General features: G+C 73.5%; 14 protein-coding genes, 1 tRNA gene and 1 pseudogene. 10 read left to right on the top strand and 6 right to left on the bottom strand.

Features of this window, described 5'->3' with window-relative positions; genetic code table 11:
- Positions 1 to 127 precede the first annotated feature (127 nt).
- Positions 128 to 649: pseudogene (locus tag AB0E96_RS25810) on the top strand (response regulator transcription factor); the annotation flags it as partial.
- Positions 650 to 833: 184 nt separating this feature from the next.
- Here the strand turns inward: AB0E96_RS25810 and AB0E96_RS25815 are convergent.
- Positions 834 to 1,331: a MarR family transcriptional regulator gene (locus tag AB0E96_RS25815; protein ID WP_359827718.1), complete on the bottom strand. Its 498-nt coding sequence runs from the start codon at positions 1,329 to 1,331 to the stop codon at positions 834 to 836.
- Positions 1,332 to 1,442: 111 nt separating this feature from the next.
- Between AB0E96_RS25815 and AB0E96_RS25820 the strand changes: the two genes are divergently transcribed.
- Positions 1,443 to 2,240, top strand: coding sequence for a methyltransferase domain-containing protein (locus tag AB0E96_RS25820; protein ID WP_359827719.1), 798 nt, complete (start codon positions 1,443 to 1,445; stop codon positions 2,238 to 2,240).
- A gap of 118 nt (positions 2,241 to 2,358) precedes the next feature.
- Here the strand turns inward: AB0E96_RS25820 and AB0E96_RS25825 are convergent, their stop codons facing one another.
- Positions 2,359 to 2,961: a TetR/AcrR family transcriptional regulator gene (locus AB0E96_RS25825; protein ID WP_359827732.1), complete on the bottom strand. Its 603-nt coding sequence runs from the start codon at positions 2,959 to 2,961 to the stop codon at positions 2,359 to 2,361.
- A gap of 212 nt (positions 2,962 to 3,173) precedes the next feature.
- Positions 3,174 to 4,217, bottom strand: a complete 1,044-nt coding sequence (locus tag AB0E96_RS25830; RefSeq protein WP_359827720.1) for a fatty acid desaturase — start codon at positions 4,215 to 4,217, stop codon at positions 3,174 to 3,176.
- 258 nt (positions 4,218 to 4,475) lie between these two features.
- On the opposite strand from AB0E96_RS25830, the gene AB0E96_RS25835 reads away from it, so the two are divergent.
- The 6 genes from AB0E96_RS25835 (at position 4,476) to AB0E96_RS25860 (ending at position 9,391) form a co-directional block, all read left to right on the top strand.
- Positions 4,476 to 4,546 (top strand) — tRNA-Gln (locus AB0E96_RS25835).
- A 143-nt stretch (positions 4,547 to 4,689) separates the two neighbouring features.
- Positions 4,690 to 6,144 (top strand): bifunctional UDP-N-acetylglucosamine diphosphorylase/glucosamine-1-phosphate N-acetyltransferase GlmU, encoded by a 1,455-nt coding sequence (glmU, locus tag AB0E96_RS25840; protein WP_359827721.1) that lies wholly within the window; start codon positions 4,690 to 4,692, stop codon positions 6,142 to 6,144.
- Between the two features lie 203 nt (positions 6,145 to 6,347).
- Complete coding sequence (locus tag AB0E96_RS25845; protein ID WP_359827723.1) at positions 6,348 to 7,325, top strand: ribose-phosphate diphosphokinase; 978 nt, start codon at positions 6,348 to 6,350, stop codon at positions 7,323 to 7,325.
- A 279-nt stretch (positions 7,326 to 7,604) separates the two neighbouring features.
- A complete protein-coding gene (locus tag AB0E96_RS25850; protein ID WP_359827724.1) occupies positions 7,605 to 8,192 on the top strand; it encodes a 50S ribosomal protein L25/general stress protein Ctc in 588 nt (195 codons plus the stop codon).
- Between the two features lie 150 nt (positions 8,193 to 8,342).
- Positions 8,343 to 8,921, top strand: coding sequence for an aminoacyl-tRNA hydrolase (gene pth, locus AB0E96_RS25855; RefSeq protein ID WP_359827726.1), 579 nt, complete (start codon positions 8,343 to 8,345; stop codon positions 8,919 to 8,921).
- Positions 8,922 to 9,109: 188 nt separating this feature from the next.
- Positions 9,110 to 9,391, top strand: a complete 282-nt coding sequence (locus tag AB0E96_RS25860; protein ID WP_359827727.1) for a hypothetical protein — start codon at positions 9,110 to 9,112, stop codon at positions 9,389 to 9,391.
- Between the two features lie 145 nt (positions 9,392 to 9,536).
- Here AB0E96_RS25860 and ppc read toward each other — a convergent pair whose 3' ends face one another.
- The gene (gene ppc / locus AB0E96_RS25865) at positions 9,537 to 12,335 is read right to left on the bottom strand and encodes a phosphoenolpyruvate carboxylase (RefSeq protein ID WP_359827728.1); all 2,799 of its coding nucleotides are present in this window, start codon (positions 12,333 to 12,335) and stop codon (positions 9,537 to 9,539) included.
- Positions 12,336 to 12,593: 258 nt separating this feature from the next.
- Here ppc and AB0E96_RS25870 point away from each other — a divergent pair, with 258 nt between their 5' ends.
- Entirely contained in the window at positions 12,594 to 13,862 is a 1,269-nt protein-coding gene (locus tag AB0E96_RS25870; protein WP_359827729.1) for a histidine kinase, read from the top strand.
- 7 nt (positions 13,863 to 13,869) lie between these two features.
- On the opposite strand, the gene AB0E96_RS25875 is transcribed toward AB0E96_RS25870, so the two are convergent.
- Both AB0E96_RS25875 and AB0E96_RS25880 read right to left on the bottom strand, forming a co-directional pair.
- Positions 13,870 to 14,397, bottom strand: coding sequence for an SUKH-3 domain-containing protein (locus tag AB0E96_RS25875; RefSeq protein ID WP_359827733.1), 528 nt, complete (start codon positions 14,395 to 14,397; stop codon positions 13,870 to 13,872).
- Between the two features lie 77 nt (positions 14,398 to 14,474).
- Positions 14,475 to 14,936 carry a YwqJ-related putative deaminase gene (locus tag AB0E96_RS25880; RefSeq protein WP_359827730.1) on the bottom strand — a complete coding sequence of 154 codons (462 nt, stop codon included), beginning with the start codon at positions 14,934 to 14,936 and terminating at the stop codon, positions 14,475 to 14,477.
- Positions 14,937 to 15,305: 369 nt separating this feature from the next.
- Here AB0E96_RS25880 and AB0E96_RS25885 point away from each other — a divergent pair, with 369 nt between their 5' ends.
- Positions 15,306 to 16,469, top strand: coding sequence for a Gfo/Idh/MocA family oxidoreductase (locus tag AB0E96_RS25885; protein ID WP_359827731.1), 1,164 nt, complete (start codon positions 15,306 to 15,308; stop codon positions 16,467 to 16,469).
- The last annotated feature ends 107 nt before the right edge of the window (positions 16,470 to 16,576 follow it).

Below are 16,576 nucleotides of genomic sequence, written 5' to 3' on the forward strand. Positions count from 1 at the left end.
TGATCTGGTGGGCCCGGGACGGCGACGTCCTGGTGCTGCCCTCGGGCCCCGACCCGGAGTTCCTGGCGTACGTCACCGGGCTGACCGGTGTGCGGCCGAGCAGTTCAGACCCTCCGCCCCTCCGCCCGACGGCATCACCCTGCTGGCCAGGCTCCGGCGCGCCCACCCCGGGCTGCGCGCCGTCGTCCTGGCCACCGCCGACGATCCGCACCGCGCCGCCCGGGCGCTGCACGCGGGTGCCACCGGCTGGGTGGCGAAGGAGAGTTCGCTGGCCCGGCTGCTCGCGGTGGTCCGGGGTGTGCTGCGGGACGAGACGCACCTGCCGCCCGCACTGCTGACCGGGGTGATCCGCGAGCTCACCACCGCCCGGCGGGACCGGACCGAGAGCGAGCGGCTGGTCGACACCCTGACCCCGCGGGAGAAGCAGATCCTGCGCTGCATGGTGGCTGGCCTCGGGCGGCAGGCCGTCGCGGAGCGGCTCTACCTGTCGCCGCACACCGTCCGGACGCACATGCAGAACGTGCTGGGCAAGCTCGGGGTGCACTCCACGCTGGCGGCCGTCGCGGTCGCCCGCCGGGCCGGGGTCAGTCCGGCCGAGCCGGTCGCGCCACCGTCGCCCCCGGCGGTCAGCACCGTCGAACGGCCCTGAGCGGCCCCGAGCCCCGAGCGGCCCCGAGCCCCGAGCTCCGAGCCCCGGGTCCCGAGTCCCGAACCCCGTGTTCCGAGCCGAGCCCTGGCCCGAGCCGAGCCAGGCCAGGGCGGGCCGAGCCGAGCCAGGCCAGGGCGGGCCGAGCCGAGGCGAGCCGAGCCCCGGGGCCCGAGCGGGAGCGCCGTCAGCCCGGGATGTTGTCGAACGGGGCGACCAGCTGCCGCAGCAGCGCGGCGAGTTCGGTCTGCTGGCCGGAGGTGAGCTGGGCGAGCAGTTCGCGCTCGTGGGCGAGCAGTCCGGCGAGCGCCTGGTCGGCGCGGTCGCGCCCGTCGTCGGTGAGCCGGACCAGCACGCCGCGCCGGTCGTCCGGGTCGGGCAGGCGCTTGACCAGGCCCTTGCCGGTGAGCCGGTCGATCCGGTTGGTCATGGTGCCGGAGGTGACCAGGGTCTGGGTGAGCAGCTGGCCGGGGGAGAGCTGGTACGGGGAGCCGGCCCGCCGCAGGGCGGTCAGGACGTCGAACTCCCAGGGCTCCAGGCCGTGCTCGGCGAAGGCGGCGCGGCGGGCGCGGTCGAGGTGCCGAGCGAGCCGGCTGACCCGGCTGAGCACCTCCAGCGGCTCCACGTCGAGGTCGGGGCGCTCCCGGCGCCACGCTGCGACCAGCCTGTCGACCTCGTCCTCCATGACGATCAGTGTATCGGTGGATGTGTCGATGTGAAGTCTCTTGACATCGAGAAATGTGCCAGGAACGCTACCGGGGGATATCTTGATATCGAGATACTTGCGAGGTGAACCATGACCACCCCCGTCTGGGACCCGGCGCAGTACCTGCGCTTCGCCGACGAACGCACCCGCCCGCTGCGTGACCTGCTCGCCCGCGTCCCCGCCCTCCCGCACCCCGGTGCCGAGACGGTCCTGGACATCGGCTGCGGCCCCGGCAACTCCACCGCCGTGCTGCGCGAGCGCTGGCCGCACGCCCGGCTGACCGGCGTCGACAACTCCGCCCCGATGCTGGCCACCGCCCGCGCCGAGGGCGAGCCCGGTGCCTCCTACCTGCTCGCCGACGCCCGCGACTACGACCCGGCTCCGGCCCGGCCCGACCTGATCGTCTCCAACGCCACCCTCCAGTGGGTGGACGGGCACCTGACGCTGCTGCCGCGCTGGGCTGACGCCCTCGAACCCGGCGGGGTGCTGGCCTTCCAGGTGCCGGGCAACTTCGACGCCCCCAGCCACACCCTGCTCGCCGACCTGCGCCGCAGTGCCCGCTGGCGGGACGCGCTCGGCGAGGAGGCCGTCCGGGCCGGCGTCCACCCGCCCGAGCGCTACCTCGACGCCCTGGCCGCCGCCGGGTGCCTCCCGGACGTCTGGGAGACCACCTATCTGACCCCGCTGCCGGGGCCGGACCCGGTCCTGGAGTGGGTCAAGGGCACCGCGCTGCGCCCGGTCCTCACCCGGCTCGCCGACCCGGCCGACCGGACGGCCTTCCTCGCCGAGTACGGGCGGCTGCTGCGCGAGGCCTACCCGGCCGGGCCGGGCGGGACGGTGTTCCCGTTCCGGCGGATCTTCGCGGTGGGGACCAAGCGGTCGGGCTGACCCAAGCGGTCGGGCTGACCCCAGGGGCCGGGCTGACCCAAGGTGCCGGGCCGAACCCCAGGGGCCGGGCCGACCCCCAGGGGTCCGAGCGGCCCCGAGCGGCCCCGGGCGGGGCCGGTCAGCCCCTGCGTTCGCCGACCAGCTTCGGGTGCCGCTCCAGGCCCTCCAGCCCGTGCCAGGCGAGGTTCACCAGGTGCGCCGCCACCGTCGCCTTGTCCGGCTTGCGGACCTCCAGCCACCACTGCCCGGTCAGCGCGACCATCCCGACCAGCATCTGGGAGTACATCGGCGCGAGCCGGGCGTCGAAGCCGCGGGACTTGAACTCCAGACCCAGGATGTCCTCGACCTGGGTGGCGATGTCGCTGATCAGCGAGGCGAAGGTGCCGGTCGACTGGGCCACCGGGGAGTCCCGGACCAGGATCCGGAAGCCGTCCGTCGAGGTGTCGATGTAGTCCATCAGCGCGAAGGCGGCCTGTTCCAGCAGCTCGCGGGAGTGCCCGCCGGTCAGCGCCCCGGTCACCATGTCCAGCAGCAGCTGCATCTCGCGGTCGACGACCACCGCGTACAGCCCCTCCTTGCCGCCGAAGTGCTCGTACACCACGGGCTTCGACACCCCGGCGCGCTCGGCGATCTCCTCCACCGAGGTGCCGTCGTAGCCGCGCTCGGCGAAGACCGTGCGGCCGATCTCCAGCAGCTGTTCGCGCCGCTGCTTGCCGGTCATCCGGACCCGGCCGCCGCGGCGGCGCGGGGCCGCGGCCGAGCCGCCGCCGGCGGCCCGGTCCGGGCCCCCCTCCTCGGTGCCGGCCGCCGGTGCAGCGGGCCGCGGACGGGCCGGCGCCGTGGCGGGCGCCGCGTCCGTCCGCGTGCTGTGGTGACCGCCTGTGCTGTCTGCGCTGCTCCCGTTCACCCCTACATCATGCTGGAAGCGCCGCCTCATGCGGCGCGGCGGGCGGCGATCCGCTGTGCGTCCGGCCAGCGGACGTCCCGCACCCAGCCGGCCAGTTCGAACCAGCGGATCAGCCGGGCCGAGGAGTCGATCTGTCCGCGCAGCACCCCGTGCCGGGCCGCGGTCGGGTCGGCGTGGTGCAGGTTGTGCCAGGACTCCCCGCAGGAGAGCACGGCGAGCCACCAGACGTTGCCGGAGCGGTCCCGGGAGCGGAACGGGCGCCGGCCGACGGCGTGGCAGATCGAGTTGATCGACCAGGTGACGTGGTGCAGCAGTGCCACCCGGACCAGCGAACCCCAGAAGAAGGCGGAGAGCGCGCCCTCCCAGGACAGGCTCAGCAGGCCGCCGACCAGTGCGGGCAGCAGCAGCGAGATGGTGGTCCAGAGCCAGAACAGCCGGGAGATCCGCCGCATGGCCGGATCGCGCACCAGGTCGGGGGCGTACTTGACCTGCGAGGTCTGCTCCTCGTCGAACATCCAGCCCATGTGGGCCCACCACAGGCCCTTCATCAGGGCGGGGAGGCTCTCCCCGTAGCGCCAGGGCGAGTGCGGGTCGCCGTCCTTGTCGCTGAACCGGTGGTGCTTGCGGTGGTCGGCCACCCAGCGCACCAGCGGGCCCTCGACGGCGAGGCTCCCGGCGATCGCCAGCGCCAGCCGCACCGGGCGGTTGGCCTTGAAGGCGCCGTGGGTGAAGTAGCGGTGGTAGCCGACGGTGACGCCGTGGCAGGTGAGGAAGTACATGGCGACGGCGATCGCGAGGTCCGTCCAGCCCACCCCCCAGCCCCAGGCGACGGGAACGGCGGCCACCAGGGCGGCGAACGGCACGAGGATGAACAGGGAGAGCGCGATCCGCTCGGCCAGGCCCTGCTTCTCCCCGCCGCGGGTGGCGGACACCCGGGCGGCCGTGGTGTCGGCCGTGGTGTCGGCGGCGGTGGCCCCGGCCGGATCGGCGGGACCGGTGGGATCGGAGTCGGGTGACGGAGTGCCGGACGCGGCGTTCCCCGCGCGCGCCTCGCCTGCCTGGATGGTCATGGGCGTCCCTTTGCGGCGTCCCGGAACGGGAGAGAAACGGGAGAGAAGCGGAGCTACGTTTGCGTAACCTACGGCATCGTAGGTTGCGCTCCGTGTCCAGGGGAACACTCCGCCGCGCGGCGCTTGAGTGAATTCACCCGACTGGATGGATGAACCGCCGGCCCGGCGGGTTGGCTCGCGGGCGCTGGAAATGGGGCCGCGGATCGGTCAAGTCGATACCCACGGCAGGGCCCTCTCGGGTAGGGTCTGACACGACTGTCCGCCGTGGTGTAATGGCAGCACAGGGCCCTTTGGAGGCCTTTGTCTGGGTTCGAATCCTAGCGGCGGAGCCTCTGCACGCCTCGGGTTCGGGCGTTTTCGATCGCGCCGGTATTGTCGGTGCTGCTCGGCGGACTGTGCGAATGGCGACCGGCCTGGGTCCGGGCCGGGCCTGCTCTGCCCTCTCTGTGAACCTACCGAGGAGCCTCCCCGCATGGGTGCCAATTCGCTTGCCGCCGTTGTCGTGCTCGCCGCCGGTGGCGGGACCCGGATGAAGTCGAACAAGCTGCCCAAGGTGCTGCACGAGGTCTGCGGGCGCTCGCTGGTGGGCCACGCGGTCTCGGCGGCCCGGGAACTGACCCCGGGCCAGCTGGTCGTGGTGGTCGGCCACCAGCGCGAGCAGGTCGTGGAGCACCTGGCGGAGCACTACCCGGCCACCCGCACCGCGGTGCAGGAGGAGCAGAACGGCACCGGGCACGCGGTGCGCACGGCGCTGGAGTCGCTGACCGCCGACGGCGTCGCGCTGGACGGCACGGTCATCGTCACCGCCGGCGACTCGCCGTTGCTGACCGGCGAGACCCTGCGCCGGCTGGCCGACGCGCACACCGCCCAGCGGAACGGCGTCACCGTGCTGACGGCCGTCGTCCCGGAGCCCTTCGGCTACGGCCGCATCCTGCGGGACGAGGACGGCACCGTCGCCGCGATCGTCGAGGAGCGGGACGCCAGCGCCACCCAGCGCGCGATCACCGAGATCAACTCCGGCGTCTTCGCCTTCGACGCCGAGCTGCTCACCGCCGCGCTGGGCGAGCTCACCACGGACAACTCGCAGGGCGAGGAGTACCTGACCGACACCCTGGAGATCCTGCGCAAGGCGGGCCACCGGGTCGGCGCCGTGGTGGCCGAGGACCACCGGGACATCCTGGGCATCAACGACCGGGTCCAGCTGGCGCAGGCCCGCCGGCTGCTGAACGACCGCCTGCTGGAGCGGGCGATGCGCGAGGGCGTCACCGTGGTGGACCCGGCGACCACCTGGTTCGACGTGCAGGTCACGTACGAGCCGGACGCCGTGGTGCTGCCGAACACCCAGCTCCAGGGCGCCACGCACCTGGGCGAGGGCTGCGAGGTGGGCCCGAACTCGACCCTCCGGGACACCCTGGTCGGCGCCGGCGCCCGGGTCAGCAACACCACGGCCGACCGCGCCGAGGTGGGCGAGCTGGCCACCGCCGGCCCGTACGCCTACCTGCGGCCGGGCGCCAAGCTGGCCCGCAAGGCGAAGGTCGGCACCTACGTCGAGGTGAAGAACTCCGAGCTGGGCGAGGGCGCCAAGGTGCCGCACCTGTCCTACATCGGCGACGCCACGATCGGCGAGGGCACCAACGTCGGCGCGGCCTCGGTCACCGTGAACTACGACGGCGTGAACAAGCACCGCACGGTCATCGGCGCGCACTGCCGGACCGGTTCGGACAACATGTTCATCGCTCCGGTCACCGTCGGTGACGGCGCCTACACCGGCGCCGGCTCGGTGATCACCAACGACGTCCCGGCCGGGGCACTCGGTGTGAACCGGGCCACGCAGCGCAACATCGAGGGCTGGGTCGAGCGCAAGCGCCCCGGAACGGTGTCCGCGCAGGCGGCGAAGGCCGCGGCGGACGGCGCCGAGCAGTCCTGAGCGGGCGGGCCGGGGGGCCGCTGGGCGGTCCCGGGGCGGACGGTTTCTGCGCGGGCGCGTAACCTTGGGGACATACGTGCGCCACTGGGCTTACCGCCCGTGTCCAGGCGTACCGACATTTCCCCTACCCGTGCCGCGAGCGGGCCCTGCCTGCCCGCCGCCGGGTCGAGGGTTCAGCGTCCGCAACGCGAGGAGACGGTGCAGTGAGCGGGATCACGACGTCGGGTGAGAAGAAGCTGAAGCTCTTCTCCGGCCGTGCCCACCCGGAGCTGGCGAGTGAGGTGGCCGCGGCGCTCGGGACCGAGCTGGTCCCCACCAAGGCCCTGGACTTCGCCAACGGCGAGATCTACGTACGCTTCCTGGACTCCGCGCGCGGCGCGGACTGCTTCGTGATGCAGAGCCACACGGCTCCCATCAACCAGTGGATCATGGAGCAGCTGATCATGATCGATGCTCTGAAGCGGGCCTCCGCCAAGAGCATCACCGCGATCCTGCCGTTCTACGGCTACGCCCGCCAGGACAAGAAGCACCTCGGCCGCGAGCCCATCTCGGCCCGCCTGGTCGCCGACCTGCTGCGCCAGGCCGGCGCCGACCGCCTGATGGCCGTGGACCTGCACACCGCGCAGATCCAGGGCTTCTTCGACGGCCCGGTGGACCACCTGTTCGCGCTGCCGCTGCTGGCCGACTACATCGGCGAGAAGGTGGACCGCTCCAAGCTGACGGTCGTCTCGCCGGACGCCGGCCGCGTGAAGGTCGCCGACCAGTGGTGCGACCGGCTGGACGCCCCGCTGGCGATCATCCACAAGCGCCGCGACATCACCCAGGCCAACACCATCCTGTCGGCCGACGTCGTCGGTGACGTCAAGGGCCGGGTCTGCGTGCTGGTCGACGACATGATCGACACCGCCGGCACCATCTGCGCCGCGGCCGACGCGCTGTTCGACAACGGTGCCGCGGACGTCGTGGTGGCGGCCACCCACGGTGTGCTCTCCGGCCCGGCCGCGGACCGGCTGAAGAACTCGCGGGTGAGCGAGTTCGTGTTCACCAACACGCTGCCCACCCCCGCCTCGCTGCAGCTGGACAAGATCACCACGCTGTCCATCGCCCCGTCGATCGCCGCCGCGATCCGCGAGGTGTTCGAGGAGGGCTCGGTGACCAGCCTCTTCGAGGGCGTGCACTGACGAAGGCCCGCGCAGGCGGCCCCGGTCCGGACGGACCGGGGCCGCCGTCGATTTCGCGGGAGGCCGTCGGTGCGGTTAGACTCGTGAAACTGCTCGGCGAGGGATGCCGTGCGCCTGCTCGACGGGCGCCCGCTCCGTGATCGACGCGCTGCCGGTGCCGGATTCCCGTCCGCCGGCAGGCCGTTGCCGCCGAGTGACCCCCGAACGTACTGAGGGTGTGGTCCCGGCGGTTTTTCGCGTTGCCTGCACCCCCGCGCCATTTCCACGAGGAGTGCAGTCGTGTCCGAGATCCGTATTGCCGCTGAGACCCGTTCCGAGTTCGGCAAGGGTGCCGCCCGTCGCGCCCGCCGCGCCGGCTTCGTCCCCGGTGTCGTCTACGGCCACGGCCACGCCCCGGTTCACCTGAACCTGCCCGGCCACGACCTGATGATGGCCCTGAAGACCCCGAACGCCCTGCTGGTCGTTCCGATCGAGGGCAAGGACGAGTACGTCCTGCCGAAGGCCGTCCAGCGCGAGGCCATCAAGCGCACCATCGAGCACGTCGACCTGCTGCTGGTCAAGCGCGGCGAGAAGGTCACCGTCGAGATCCCGGTCCACACCGAGGGCGAGCTGGCCCCGGGCGGCAACCTGCTGGAGCACGTCCTGCAGGCCCTGCCGATCGAGGCCGAGGCCACCCACCTGCCCGAGTCCGTGACCGTCTCGGTCGAGGGCCTGGAGGCCGGTGCCGCCGTCCACGCCAAGGACATCGTCCTGCCGGCCGGCGTCTCCCTGGCCGTCGAGGCCGACGCCGTCGTGCTGCAGGTCATCGCCGCCCAGGCCGCCCCGGCCGAGGACGAGGCCGCCGAGGCCGAGGGCGCCGAGGCCTGAGCCTCGTAGCGTTCGACCGCTGAGACCGCTGCCCCGGTCGCTCCAGCTGGAGCGACCGGGGCAGCGGTGCGTCCGGGATGATGACGTCGAGGGTGAAGGCGAGGAGAGAAGCGTGAGCGAGCGCAGCGAGCGAGCCGTGGAGGTTGACGCATGAGCGAGGACTACGACGGCCCCTGGCTGGTGGTGGGGCTGGGCAACCCCGGGGAGCAGTACGCCCGGAACCGGCACAACATCGGCTTCATGGTGGTGGACCTGCTGGCACAGCGGATGGGTGCCAGGTTCAAGGCGCACAAGAGCCGGGCGCAGGTGGCCGAGGGGCGGCTGGCGGGCAAGCGGGTGGTGCTGGCCAAGCCGATGTCCTTCATGAACCTCTCCGGCGGGCCGGTGACGGCACTGCGCGACTTCTACAAGGCTCCGGCCTCGGCGCTGATCGCGGTCCACGACGAGCTGGACATCGACTACGCGGCGCTGCGGCTGAAGCTGGGCGGCGGGGACAACGGCCACAACGGCCTGAAGTCGATCACCAAGTCGCTGGGCCCGGACTACCACCGGGTGCGCTGCGGGATCGGCCGCCCGCCGGGCCGGATGGAGGTCGCGGACTTCGTGCTGAAGGACTTCTCCTCGACCGAGCGCAAGGAGCTGGAGTGGTTCGTGGACCGCTCGGCGGACGCGGTGGAGGCGCTGCTGTCCGAGGGGCTGGAGCGGGCCCAGGGAACGTACAACTCCTGACCCGTCCTGACCGGGCGTCAGCACCGTGTGCGGAGTACGCAACGGTCGTACAACGCTTGGTCGCCCAAACCTGAATCGGTGTGAGAACCCTGTGCGGGATCGGATAGCGTCGGCCCGGTACGCGAACGAGTCCTGGGGAGTTCTCGATGCGGGGATTGGGTCCGGTCCGCGGAGTGCGACGGCGCCGGGTGGCCGAGCTGAAGCGGCTCGGACGGCGGGTCGGCACGGCCGGTGCGCTGGGGGCGGCCGGGATCCTGCTGTCGGGCGGTGCGGTGGCGCACGCGGACCCGGTGGCCGAGCCGGGCCCGGCGGACTCCCCGGAGCCCGCGGCGGCGCAGTTCGCCCCGGTGCTCGGCGACTCGATGGGCCCCGACGCGGGCCTGCTGGCGGTCGGCGGCGGCCTGGTGGTGGCGGCCGGCGGTGCGGCGCTGTGGCTCAGGCGCCGGCGCGCCGGCGAGGGCGCGGAGTAGCCGTCCCGCGGAGCCCCGCGGGACCTGCCGGGCCCCGAGGGCCGCACGGGCCCCACGGAGCCCCGCCGAACCGCACGGAGCCTCATGGCGAGGGGCCGGTGTCCCGGACGGGACACCGGCCCCTCGGCCGTTCTCGGAGCGGCCGTCAGCCGGTGTTGCGCAGACCGGCGGCGATGCCGTTGACGGTCAGCAGCAGCGCCCGGGCGCGCAGCGGGTCGTCCTGGCGCCCGGCCGAGAGCTCCTCGCGCTGGCGGCGCAGCAGCGCGACCTGGAGGTAGGAGATCGGGTCGAGGTAGGCGTCGCGGACGGCGAAGGTCTGCTTCAACACCGGGTTGTGCTCCAGCAGTTCGCTCTCGCCGGTGAGCCGGAGCACCTCGCGCAGGGTGAGCGCGTGCTCGGCCTTGATCTCGTCGAAGACGTGGTGCAGCTCGCCGGGCACCAGCTGCTCGACGTAGTGGCGGGCGATCCGCAGGTCGGTCTTGGCCAGCGTCATGGCGACGTTGGACAGGAAGTTGCGGAAGAAGTGCCACTCGCCGTACATCTCGTCCAGCACGTCGCCGAGGCCGGCCGCGCGGGCGGCGGCGAGGCCGGAGCCGACGCCGAACCAGCCGGGGACGATCTGCCGGGACTGGGTCCAGCCGAACACCCACGGGATGGCCCGCAGGCCGTCCAGGCCGGCGCCGGAGTCGGGGCGGCGGGAGGGGCGGGAGCCCAGGTGGAGCGAGGCGAGCTGGTCGACCGGGGTGGAGGCGAAGAAGTACTTCGGCAGGTCCTCCTGCTCGACCAGCCCGCGGTAGGCGGTGTGGGCGGCCTCGGAGACCCGGTCCATCGCGGCGTCCCAGCGGGCCAGCGACTCGGGGGCCTGGCGCGGGGCGGTGTGCAGCGCGGAGGCGGAGAGCGTGGCGGAGAGGGTCAGCTCCAGGTTCTCCCGGGCCAGCGAGGGGAGCAGGTACTTGTCGGAGATGACCTCGCCCTGCTCGGTGACCTTGATCTCGCCCTCCAGGGTGCCCCAGGGCTGGGCCAGGATGGCCTCGTGCGAGGGGCCGCCGCCGCGGCCGACGGTGCCGCCGCGGCCGTGGAACAGGCGCAGCCGGATGCCGTAGCGGTGGGCGACGTCGCGCAGTCGGCGCTGGGCGCGGTGGATCTCCCACTGGGAGGTGGTGATGCCGCCGAACTTGGAGGAGTCCGAGTAGCCGAGCATGACCTCCTGGACGTCGCCGCGCAGCGAGACGAGCAGGCGGTACGACGGGTCGGAGAGCATCTCGTCGAGGATGCGGTCGGCCTGCTGGAGTTCGTCGGTGGTCTCCAGCAGCGGCACGATGCCGATCTTGGCGATGCCGGCGTGGAGGTCGATCAGGCCGGCCTCGCGGGCCAGCACGGTGGCGGCGAAGACGTCGTCGGCGCCCTGGCACATGGAGATGATGTAGCTCTCGACGATCTCGTCGCCGAAGCGCTCGAAGCCCTGGCGGATGGTGTTGAACACGCCGAGGGTCTTGGTGCCGGCCTCGTCCAGCGGGGCCGGGGTGGGGGCGAGCGGGCGGCGCGAGCGGAGCTCCTTGGCGAGCAGCTTCTGCCGGTACTCGCGGGGCATGTCGGCGTAGCGCCAGGCCTCCTCGCCGAGCCGGTCGAAGAGCTGGCCGAGGGCGTGGTGGTGGGCCTCGGCGTGCTCGCGCACGTCCATGGTGGCGAGCTGGAGGCCGAAGGCCTCGACGGTGCGGATGGCCCGGGCGAGGCGGCCGTCGGCGATGAGCTCGCCGCGGTGGGAGCGCAGCGAGTCCTGGATCAGCCGCAGGTCGGCGATCAGTTCGCGGGTGCCGAGGTAGTCGCGGCCGTCGACGTGCGGGGTGCCGCCGGCCAGCCGCTCGCGGGTGTTCTCCAGCTTGAGCCGGATGCAGGTGGCCTTGAGGCGGTAGGGCTCCTCGGCGTTCATCCGCTTGTAGCGCGGGCTGAGTTCGGGGAGCAGGTGCAGGTCCGTGTTGAGCGAGGCGAGCAGTTCGACCGAGGCGCCGGCCAGCCGCTCGGAGGTGGAGAGCGTGTTGCGCAGGTCGTCGATCGCGGCGAGCGCGTCCTTGATGCCGTACTCGTGCTGGAGGTTGAGGACGTCCCAGGTGACCTGCGGGGTGACGTTGGGGTTGCCGTCGCGGTCGCCGCCGATCCAGGTGCCGAAGGTGAGCGGGCGTACGCCGTCGGGCAGGACCAGGCCGACCCGGGCGAGCTCCTCGTGCAGCTCCTCCAGGACCTCGGGGACGGCCTCGCGGTAGAGCTCGTCCAGGTAGTAGACGGCGTTGCGGGCCTCGTCGGTGGGCTCCGGGCGGGCGATGCGCAGTTCGTCGGTCTGCCAGAGCAGGTCGATGACCTCGGCCAGGCGGCGGTCGGCGGAGCGCTTGGCGCTGCTGGTGCGGGCCTGGTCGGCGGCGGCCAGGCCGGAGGTGACCTCGTCGCGGTGGATGCGGTCGAGGAGTTCGCCGATCCGGCGCAGCTTGTTGAGGACGCTGCGGCGGGCGGCCTCGGTGGGGTGCGCGGTGAAGACCGGGCGGACCGCGAGGTGGGCCAGGGTGTCCTGGAGGTGCTTGGCGTCGGCCTCGGCGAGCAGGTCGGCGGTCTGCGCGAGCAGCGAGCCCTGCCGGGCGCGGCGGGTGGCGAACTCGCGGCCGCGGTGCACCTGCTCGGTGACGTTGGCGAGGTGGAAGTAGGTGGAGAACGCCCGGACCAGCTTGGCCGCGGTGTCCAGGTCGATGTCGGAGAGGAGTTCGGCGGTGGCCTCGCCGTCGGTGCGGCTCAGCAGTCGGACCTGTTCGACCAGGCCCAGCAGCTGGGGGCCCTCCTGGCGGACCAGCGTCTCGCCGAGCAGGTCGCCGAGGCGGCGGATGTCCGCACGCAGGGCGGCGTTGTCCGCGGGGGCGGGCGTGGGGTTGTCCGCCGGGGCGGGGACCGGAGCGGTCACGGCTGGCTCCCTGTGGTGGTGGGGTTCGGCAACGGCTCATCGTCACAGGCCACACGCGTGTGGCGGGTGTGACGCGTGCGGACCGCGCTGTCCGACGCGACCAGCATAGGTGTCGGGGACGGTGCTGTCCGCGAGGTGGCCGGATGGCGGACAGGCCCGCCGAAAAGCACCTGTGGTCTGGACCACTTGAGGGCTCCGGGACGTGTGCCGGGCAATCCCGGTGGGGAGGGGAGGGGGTTGCCGCTTACGCTGTGGGGCATGAGCAAGTCGCCTGGGGAGCGCGTGCCGGTCCGGTCGTTCTGGTGGTGGGAGCGGCCGCGCGGCGCCCTCCTGGACATCGGGCTGGCGCTGCTCGCCGCGGTGGAGTGCGCGGTCAGCACGATCGCCTTCCTCTCCGCCCGGATCCACGTCAGTACCGCGGGAGCGGTCGGGATAGCCGTGCTCGGCACGCTGGCCGGCGGCTCCCTGGTGGTGCGTCGGCGCTGGCCGGCCGTACCGGTGCTGGTGACGCTGCTGGTGATGCCCGGGATGCTGGGCGTGCTGCTGCTGGTGGTGGCGCTGTACACGCTCGCGTCGACCTGGGAGTGGCCCTCCCGCCGCCGCCGGGTGGTGGCGCTGTCCGGGCTGGCCTTCGCCGAGGCGGCCGCCGTGATGGCGGTGTCGCTGATGACGCCCGGGGACGTCCCGGTGGACCCGCCGCCGCTGTGGGGCCAGATCCTGCTGTCGATGATGGTGTCGGTCGGGCTGACGGTCGCCCCGGTGGTGACCGGACTGTACGTCGGCGCGCGGCGGCGGCTGATCGACTCGCTCAAGGACCGCGCGCACGGCCTGGAGACCGAACTGGACCTGCTGGCCGAACAGGCGCAGGAGCGCGCCCGCCGGGCCCGGCTGGAGGAGCGCACCCGGATCGCCCGGGAGATGCACGACGTGGTGGCGCACCGGGTGTCGCTGATGGTGGTGCACGCCGGAGCGCTGGAGCGGATCGTCGGCAAGGACCCGGAGAAGGCGGCGCAGAGCGCCAAGCTGATGGGCGAGGTGGGCCGGCAGGCGCTGAACGAACTGCGCGAGATCCTCGGGGTGCTGCGGATGGAGAACGAGCGGCAGCCGGAGCCGGACTCGCTGACCGGGCTGCCCCGGCTGGTGGACCAGTCCCGGGCGGCCGGGATGGCGGTGACCCTGACGGTCAGCGGCAGCCGGCAGGAGTTCACCGGCGAGGCCGAGCAGACCGCCTACCGGGTCGTCCAGGAGGGCCTGACCAACGCGCACAAGCACGCGGGCGGCGCCCAGGTGTCCGTCCTGCTCTCGTACGCGCCGAACGGGGTGCGGGTGGCGGTGGTGAACGCCTGCCCGGGCGGGGAGAAGGGTGCGGCCGCGCTGCCCAGCGGGGGCAACGGACTGGTCGGGATGCGGGAGCGGGTGATCGCGCTGGGCGGCACCTTCTCCTCCGGACCGGAGGCGGACGGCGGGTTCCGGATCGAGGCGGTGCTGCCGTCCCGGCTGGCGGTGCGGGCCGAACGGCTGCGCTGAGCGGCCCTCAGTACTCGTCCGGGGCCCGCAGCCGCTCCGGGGCGGTGCCCAGGACCAGGGCGGAGATCGCCTGGTCGATGCCCTGGCCGAGGAACCACTCGCCGGCGTGGTCCAGGCTGTAGACCCGGCCCTCCTCGTCGACGGCCAGCAGCGCCTGCCCGTACGCCTCCTCGCCGAGCGGGGCCAGCTGCGTGCCCAGCGCCCGGCCGAGGTCCAGCAGGGTGCGCGGCTGGTGCAGCCCGCACAGCGGGTCGATCAGGAACGGGGTGCGGGCCAGCTGCCGGCCCGGGCCCGCCAGGTCGAAGGCGAGGCCGCCGAACTCGGCCCAGGCCTCCACCGCCGCCGGGAACACCGCGTGCCGCACACCGGTGGGCGCGCCGTACCCGACCAGGGCGTCGGCCCACTCCTCGGCCTGCCGGATCTGCCAGCGGCCGGGGTGCCAGCCGGCCGCCTTCAGCTCGGCGGCGACGTCGGCGGGGAAACGCGGGCGGGTCCGGTTGCCGGCGGGGGAGAGGGTGGCCGGCGGGGACGGGATCGGCGGGTTCAGGGCGGACTCCAGGGCTGGGGGACGGGGGGACGTGCCGGCGCTCGGCCGGTCCGTGCGGGGTCGGCCTAGTGCGCCGGTGGTGCGACGGCGACGCTGCGCACGGTGAAGTGCTCCAGCATCGGGGCGCAGGAACGGCACGGCGGGGCGTGGCTGCCGTGCGCCGGATCGCCCTCCTCGCGGATGCGCACGGTCGTCATCCGGGACCCCTTGAGCGCCTTGCGTGCCTCGTGCAGCGTCATCGGCTTGCGGGCGGCGCGCTTGGAGCGCCTGCCGTCGACCGTGCCCAGGTACTGGGAGAGCAGGACGGCCTCCGGGCAGCGGCCCGTGAACCGCTCGCGGGCCTCCGTCGGCAGGGTGTCCAGGAAGTCGGCGACCAGGTGGTGCAGCACCGGGCGGCGCGCGTCCTTGTCGCCCGCCAGGGTGTGCACCTCGCCGCCCTTGAGCGACAGCGCGGCGGCGACGGCGGGCAGCAGGCTGTCGCGGTGGTGGCGCAGCACGGGCGGGCCCGCCGGCTCACCGGTGGTCATCCGTCGTCCTCCTCCTCGTGGCCCGGCGTCGGCCGGGAGTGACCGGGCCGGTCCGGGGCAAGCCTGTCAAACGGTACTGACAACCGCACAACCGGGGTGCGGCGGCGGCCGGCGCCGCACCCGCCGGACGGGCGGTCACCCGAGCCTGGCCGAACGCGCACCCGGCCGTCACGACTTGTCCACCGATTTACCGAAACGGCCTCCGGGCCCGGTGCACGGCCGGTAGCGTTCCGGCAGCGGAGCGAAACGGGACGGGGCCGACCGGGCGGACAGCCGGCGGCCGGCCCGACTCCGGTGCCCGCGTCGGACGTTGAGGCCGCCGGGGCGGGCCCGCCGCCCGCCCCGGCGCTGAGCGAAGGGGCTCGTGCGATGACGTCGGAACCTCAGGACGAGCACTGGCAGGCCGCCAACCAGGCACCCGGCGGCCACGTGCCCGCACCGGACGAGCCGCCCCGGCCCGTTCCCGAGCACCCGGTCGGGCTGGCCGTGGTCGGGGCCGGCTACTGGGGCCCGAAGCTGGTCCGCAACGCGCAGCACACCCCGGCGCTGCGGCTGCACTGGCTGTGCGACCTGGACGAGGCCAAGGCCCACGCGGTGCTGGGGGAGTACAGCACCGTCGGGGTCACCGGCAGCTACCCGAGGGTGCTGGCCGACGAGCGGGTCGGCGCGGTCGCGGTGGCCACCCCGGCGGGAGCCCACTACGCGCTGGTGCGGGCGGCCCTGGAGGCCGGCAAGCACGTACTGGTGGAGAAGCCGATCACCACCTCCGCCGCCGAGGCCGAGGAACTCGTCGAGCTGGCCGAGCGGCGCGGGCTGGTGCTGATGTGCGACCACACCTTCTGCTACACCCCGGCGGTGCGGCGGATCCGCGAGCTGGTGCACGGCGGGGAGATCGGGGACGTCCAGTTCTTCGACTCGGTGCGGATCAACCTCGGCCTGGTGCAGCCCGACGTGGACGTGCTGTGGGACCTCGCCCCGCACGACCTGTCGATCCTGGACTTCGTGCTGCCGCCCGGGGTCGAGCCGGTCGGGGTGTCCGCGCAGGGCGCCGACCCGATCGGGGCCGGCCGCGCCTGCGTCGCGTACCTGACGGTCAGGCTCAGCAACGGCGCGCTGGCGCACTGCCACGTCAACTGGCTCTCCCCGACCAAGGTCCGCACCACCCTGATCGGCGGCTCGCGGCGCACCCTGGTCTGGGACGACCTCAACCCGCAGGCCCGGCTGGCGGTGCACGACCGCGGGGTGGACCTCACCCCGCCCGACCAGCTCACCGACGCGATCCGGCACCGGGCGCTGATCTCCTACCGGGTCGGCGAGATGGTCGCGCCGGCGCTCGTCGAGCAGGAGGCGCTGCGCAACGTGATGGCCGAGTTCGCCGCCGCCATCACCGAGGGCCGGGCCCCGCTCACCGACGGCCGGGCCGGGGTGCGGGTGCTGCAGCTGCTGGAGGCGGCCTCGCTCAGCCTCGAACTCGGCGGTGCCACCGTGCCGGTGGGCGCGGAGGTCCGGGCCGGGGCGGAGGCCGCCCGGTGAGCGGCGCGGAGCGGGCGGGCGGCGCGGCCTGCCGGATGACCCGGATGCGGGCGAAGGTGCCGCTCTGGGTGGGCTCGAAGGTGTAGGTGACGCGCATCGGCATCGGC

Origin of the sequence: Kitasatospora sp. NPDC036755, from assembly GCF_040636595.1 — a bacterium.
Taxonomy (GTDB): Bacteria; Actinomycetota; Actinomycetes; order Streptomycetales; family Streptomycetaceae; genus Kitasatospora.